Consider the following 5822-nt stretch of genomic DNA (forward strand, 5'->3'; position numbering starts at 1 on the left):
ATCTAATAATATCGTGAACATAAAAAAAGTTAGTAAATTTAGATTCACTCTAGTCTTCTATTTTTTAATTTTAGTTACTGCTGGTGTAATAGCTATTTATGGGCCTGATACTTTTATGGTTAAAAGATCAGAGTTTGATAGAGAAGCATTTGGAACTAACACTGCCTCACGAGAACTTATTATTAATTTAGTAAAGACCATTTCATTTGCTAGTGTATTTTTTCTAATTTTATTAAAGAAAAACTTTAGTAAAATTGTTTTTATTTTTAATTTAGCTTTAGCTTTAGCTTTATTTTTTATAATTAATTTCCCATTAGCACAGCCAAGATTTGTTTTTTTCTCATACATTATTTTCTTATTTTGTTTTTTCTTTCGAAGTAACGTTAAAAGAAAGCTTATAATGTTTCTTAGCTTTTTCATTGGTATTACTACTATATTTCCATATTTTTCACATTTAACACGTGGTGAAGGTGCTTTTAATATAGATATGGGCGAATACTATAGATTAAGTGGTGATTTTGATGGCTTTCAATCGATTGTTAATGGAGTTATTTTTGTAAATAAATATGGATATACATTAGGAAATCAGCTTTTAAGTTCTTTATTTTCATTTATACCTCGTTCATTTTGGTTTTCTAAATCAGAACCAACAGGCTCATTAGGAGCAGCAGCAGCAGGTTACGATTATTTAAATATTTCATCTCCTTTACCTATTGAGTTTTACGTCGATTTTGGTTTTATTGGATTGCTTATATTTTCTTTTTTATTCGGGATGTTATTGCGAAAAATTGATATTTTTTACATTTATGATAGAACATGGGGGTTAAAGTATATTATTGCTGTTATTTTAATTTCTATGATTGCAATTATTTCTCGCGGTGCCTTATTAGCTGTTTTAAATAATTTCTATGTGACTGTTTTTGTTTTTTCGGCAATCTATTTCCTTTTATTTTACAAGATTAAAATTCGGTAAATTAATATGACAAAAGTGATTTTTCTATGGGAAAACTTTGGTCCAATGCATGTAGATCGTTGTGATGCTGTAGCACAGTCAAATTTGAATGTGATTGGACTAGAATTATATGGGCGTAGTGATACATATGAATGGATTCCTGAAAGTGGACAATCATTTAAAAAAGTAACTCTATTTAACGAAGGGCGTCCCCGCAGTTTAACTTTAGTCAGGAAATTAATTGCGTATCGTTTAAAACATGGTAAGGCAAATTGGTTTCTCTGTCATTATGAATGGTGGGAAATTTTATTTTTTGCATTTTTTCTTAGAATGTTGGGTGATAAAGTTTTTACCATGAACTGCTCAAAGTTTGATGACTTTCCACGAAATTCATTGAAAGAAGCTTTTAAAAGATTCTATTTTTTACCGTATGTAGGTGCAATTGGTTCAGGTATTCGTTCGAAAGATTATTTTCGTTTCCATGGTATTCCTGTGAACAAGATTACAGTTGATTACAACACATTATCTTTAGAGCGCATTCGAAAAATGTCAGGAGGTATGCCTGCACCTCAAGGTGTTGCTTTTGCAGAAAGGCATTTTACGATTGTTGCCCGATTGGTTCCAAAAAAAAATTTACATATGGCTTTACATGCATATGCGCTATATAAAGAAAATTCGGCTCAAGTTCGCCCATTGCATATATGTGGTTCAGGCCCCTTAGAAGAAGAATTAAAAGCATTAGCACGTACGTTAGGTATTTTAGATGACGTCATTTTTCATGGCTTTATACAAACAGAAGAAATCTCAAAAATTCTTGCATTTACCTTTGCTTTGCTCTTGCCGAGTATAGAGGAACAATTTGGTAATGTGGTCATTGAAGCTCAAGCGATGGGCTTACCAGTACTATTATCCGATGTATGCGGTGCGCGTGATTGTTTAGTTCGTACAGGTGTAAATGGATTTATTTTTGAACCTGACAATCCTCAAGGATTAGCTTGGTTCATGAGTAGTCTCGAGCGTGATGAAAAACTCTGGACAAATATGTGTATAGAAGCTTCTAAGTTCGCAGAGCGAGGAGATGTAAGTTCATTTGTACAAGCGGTACAGCATTTAGTTTCGAGAAAATCATGATATTCATTGGACCATTTCCTAAGCCTGTACATGGACAGTCCTTAGCGACTCAAAGCATGTTTGAGTTTTTTTCAAAAGCTGGATTTAATCAAAAAAAAATTGATGTTTCAGCAACAGGGATTAAAAAAATCATTGCACATCTTTATGCTTTTGTTGTCATTCTTTTCTCTGAAAAAACTTCAGTTTATATTTCACTGAATTCAAATAATGGATTAATTCTAAATGTGCTGCTGGTTTTGGCAGCCCGTCTAAAAAATTCAAATCTATATCTTCATTATCACGCTTATGACCACATTCGCAGACGGTCAAAGGTGCTCTACTGGCTTACGAAATTAGCCGGTAAAAGAGCTTGCCATATTGTTTTGGGACAAACAATGGCGAATGATCTCCAAAAAAGTGTAGGTTTTCAGCTTGATACATTTGTATTAAATAATTCTAAACTCATTGAGCAAAATAAATTTCATGCTCAGCCTAAAGAATCAGTTATTCGTCTAGGGCATTTAAGTAACTTGACAAAAGAAAAAGGACTGACGGCTACAATAGATACTGCAATTTATTTGAAAAATTATTTTTCAATAGAACTTCATTTGGCTGGTCCAGCAACATCTGAATATGTAAATGATGAAATTCAAAGAGCGAAAGCTGCCTTTGGAGAGAGTCTAAAATATCTAGGGCCATTATATGGTCAGGATAAAGATCAGTTTTATGCAAGTATCGATTATTTTATTTTTCCATCTCAGTATAAAAATGAGGCAGAACCTTTAGTAGTGCTAGAAGCTTTATCAGCAGGGGTCCCTGTTATAGCATCGAATATTGGATGTATTTCAGATGATATTGATAGTACAGGTGGGATTAGCTTGAGTATGGATGAAAATTTTAAGCCTAAGGTAAAGCATTATCTAAGCCAAATTGAACATGAGAATAAATATTTCCAAGCTTCTATAAATGCAAAAAATCGGTTTTTAGAACTATTAATGACTTCCCAGGATCAGTTAGAGCTACTTGTTGAGAGAATGCGCAAGGATTAAAAAATCATGAAAATATTATTCTATGGCATTAACTTTGCTCCTGAGCTAACAGGGATTGGTAAATATACAGGTGAAATGGCACAGTGGTTTGCCGAGCAAGGTCATGAAGTCCGTGTGATTACGGCACCGCCATATTACCCAGCATGGAAAGTCTCTAAAGGTTATCAAAATGCATATGCCATTGAGCAATGGAATGGAGTTACTGTGTATCGTACTCCGCTATGGGTGCCGGCACAGCCGAATGGTATAAAACGGCTTATTCATTTAGTCTCTTTTGCATTAAGTAGTCTACCTACATTATTTAAACAGTGGGCTTGGAAACCAGATGTCGTTTGGACTGTAGAACCAGCATTGATGTGTGCACCAGCGACGGTCGCTTTTGCAAAACTCAATGGTGCAAAATCTTGGTTGCATGTGCAAGACTATGAAGTGAATGCTGCCTTTGATATGGGGCTGATAAAAGCAAAATGGCTAAGAGGCTTTGTTGAAGCATGTGAGCGTTGCTTAATACGTTGTTTTGATCGTGTATCAAGCATTTCAGGACAAATGCTTAAACTTGCACGTGCAAAAGGTATTGATGAACAAAAAATTATATCTTTCCCGAATTGGGTGGATATTTCCGCTATTCAGCCTTTGAAAGAGGTTAGTTCATATCGAAAAGAATTAAGTATTAGTGATGAAAAGGTGGTTGCGCTTTATTCAGGTAATATGGGCGGTAAACAAGGTCTTGAAATATTAGCTGAAGCGGCAAACATCATTTCAGAACAAAAAATTGACAATATTCAGTTTGTGTTTTGTGGTAATGGTGCGGGCCGTGCAGATTTAGAAGAGGCATGTGCAGGTTTAAATAATGTCATATTTTTAGACTTGCAGCCATTTGAGCGTTTAGGTGAATTATTAGGCTTAGCTGATATTCATCTGTTGCCACAACGTGCCGATGCTGCGGATTTGGTGATGCCTTCTAAGCTTACAGGGATGTTGGCAAGCGGTAAAAGTGTTATTGCAACAGCCGCAGCAGACACCGAGTTGGGTCATGTTATCACTCAAGGTGCACAATGCGGTTTAATTGTTGAACCTGAAAATGGAAATGCTTTAGCTGATGCTATTATTCAATTATCACAAAATAAAGAACAATGTCAGCAATTCGGAAAGAATGGTCGTAAATATGCTGAAAACTCTTTATCTAAAGATCAAATCCTAGAAACATTTGAGATGAATCTAATTAAATTAATATCAAAATAAAAAAAAGCGGCTCATGAGCCGCTTTTTTTATTTTAAGAGCTATACTCGTCCATAAACATCTTCAAAGCGAACAATATCATCTTCACCCAAATAAGAACCAGATTGCACTTCAATCAGCTCCAGTGGAACTTTGCCAGGGTTCTCCAAAGCATGCGTTTCCCCAAGCGGAATATAAATAGACTGGTTTTCCGTCAGCAAAATGGTTTCATCACCCTTACGCACTTTCGCTGTACCATTCACCACAATCCAGTGCTCCGCACGGTGATGATGCATCTGTAAAGAGAGCTTTTGTCCTGGGTTAACAACAATACACTTCACTTGATAACGGCTGCCGCTATTAATAGAATCGTAACTTCCCCATGGGCGATAAACCTTGCGATGCTGATCTACTTCAAAACGCTGAGCTGATTTTAGCTTTTCGACAATTTTCTTAATATCTTGAACTTTAGATTGATCTGCTACAAGTACAGCATCGGCAGTCTCAATGACGACAACATTTTCCAGTCCAAGTGTACTGACCAAACGGGTTTCTGCATGGATTAACGAGTTATGAGTATCGTGAGTAATCACATCACCACGAAGACTATTACCATTTTCATCTTTATCACTGACTTCCCAAACACTGTTCCATGCACCCACATCATTCCAATTGGCATTCAGTGGAACAACCACAGCATGTTCGGTTTTTTCCATCACAGCATAGTCAATAGAATCTTCAGGACATTGTTCAAAGCTAGCTTTATCTAAACGAACAAAGTCTAAGTCATTCTTGCTTTCACGAATTGCATTTTTTGCATTTTTTAAAATAGTGGGATTAAATTTCTCTAATTCCTGTAGATAGGTCGATGCTTTAAACATAAACATCCCACTGTTCCACAGGTAAGAACCATCTGCAAGGTATTGCTGCGCTGTTTCAAAGTTAGGCTTTTCTACAAATTGAGCCACAGGATAGCTTTGAAGCTGAGTTTGTTCGATCTTATTTTGTGACTTGATATAGCCATACCCTGTTTCTGGAGCTGTTGGAACTATACCAAATGTAACTAATTTCCCTGATTCTGCAGCAGATAGACCTACCGCTACGGCCTGATTAAAAGCTTCTTGTTGTTCAATGACATGATCTGCGGCAAGAATTAGTAAAACTGGATCTTCCCCATGGGAGAGTGCTAATTCAGCTGCTGCTGCAATAGCCGGTGCCGTATTACGTGCAATAGGCTCTAGTAAAATTTGAGCCGCTGTTTTTTGTTGCCTCAGTTGTTCTGCAACAATGAAGCGATGATTTTCATTCGTGACTATAATCGGATTTTGGAAGTTTGCAAGTTCTTGATTGAGTTTAGATATTCGTTCGAGTGTAAGTCGAAACAGAGTCTTTTCTTCAGTAATAGGTAAAAATTGTTTTGGGTAGCTAGAACGTGAGAGTGGCCAAAGACGTGTACCCGAACCACCAGATAAAATTACAGGAATCATCATTC

5 protein-coding genes are annotated in these 5822 nt (G+C 36.1%); 4 read left to right on the forward strand and 1 reads right to left on the reverse strand.

Annotated features, from left to right (window positions below; all coding sequences use genetic code 11):
* The 4 genes from B4J23_RS02785 to B4J23_RS02800 form a co-directional block, all read left to right on the forward strand.
* On the forward strand, positions 1-973 hold a 973-nt coding region (locus tag B4J23_RS02785; protein WP_291358697.1), incomplete at its 5' end, for an O-antigen polymerase.
* Between the two features lie 6 nt (positions 974-979).
* Positions 980-2083 carry a glycosyltransferase family 4 protein gene (locus tag B4J23_RS02790; RefSeq protein WP_291358698.1) on the forward strand — a complete coding sequence of 368 codons (1104 nt, stop codon included), beginning with the start codon at positions 980-982 and terminating at the stop codon, positions 2081-2083.
* 56 nt (positions 2084-2139) lie between these two features.
* Positions 2140-3111, forward strand: coding sequence for a glycosyltransferase family 4 protein (locus tag B4J23_RS02795; protein WP_291358699.1), 972 nt, complete (start codon positions 2140-2142; stop codon positions 3109-3111).
* A 6-nt stretch (positions 3112-3117) separates the two neighbouring features.
* Positions 3118-4353 carry a glycosyltransferase WbuB gene (locus B4J23_RS02800; RefSeq protein ID WP_291358700.1) on the forward strand — a complete coding sequence of 412 codons (1236 nt, stop codon included), beginning with the start codon at positions 3118-3120 and terminating at the stop codon, positions 4351-4353.
* Positions 4354-4392: 39 nt separating this feature from the next.
* On the opposite strand, the gene B4J23_RS02805 is transcribed toward B4J23_RS02800, so the two are convergent.
* Positions 4393-5820 (reverse strand): mannose-1-phosphate guanylyltransferase/mannose-6-phosphate isomerase, encoded by a 1428-nt coding sequence (locus B4J23_RS02805; RefSeq protein WP_291358701.1) that lies wholly within the window; start codon positions 5818-5820, stop codon positions 4393-4395.
* Between the last annotated feature and the right edge of the window lie 2 nt (positions 5821-5822).

Source organism: Acinetobacter sp. UBA3025, from assembly GCF_002367915.1.
Lineage (GTDB): Bacteria > Pseudomonadota > Gammaproteobacteria > Pseudomonadales > Moraxellaceae > Acinetobacter.

Coding starts and splice junctions, on each gene's coding strand:
- B4J23_RS02805 (WP_291358701.1), bottom strand. CDS start 5,820: ATGATGATTCCTGTAATTTTATCTGGTGGTTCGGGTACACGTCTTTGG.
- B4J23_RS02800 (WP_291358700.1), top strand. CDS start 3,118: ATGAAAATATTATTCTATGGCATTAACTTTGCTCCTGAGCTAACAGGG.
- B4J23_RS02795 (WP_291358699.1), top strand. CDS start 2,140: ATGTTTGAGTTTTTTTCAAAAGCTGGATTTAATCAAAAAAAAATTGAT.
- B4J23_RS02790 (WP_291358698.1), top strand. CDS start 980: ATGACAAAAGTGATTTTTCTATGGGAAAACTTTGGTCCAATGCATGTA.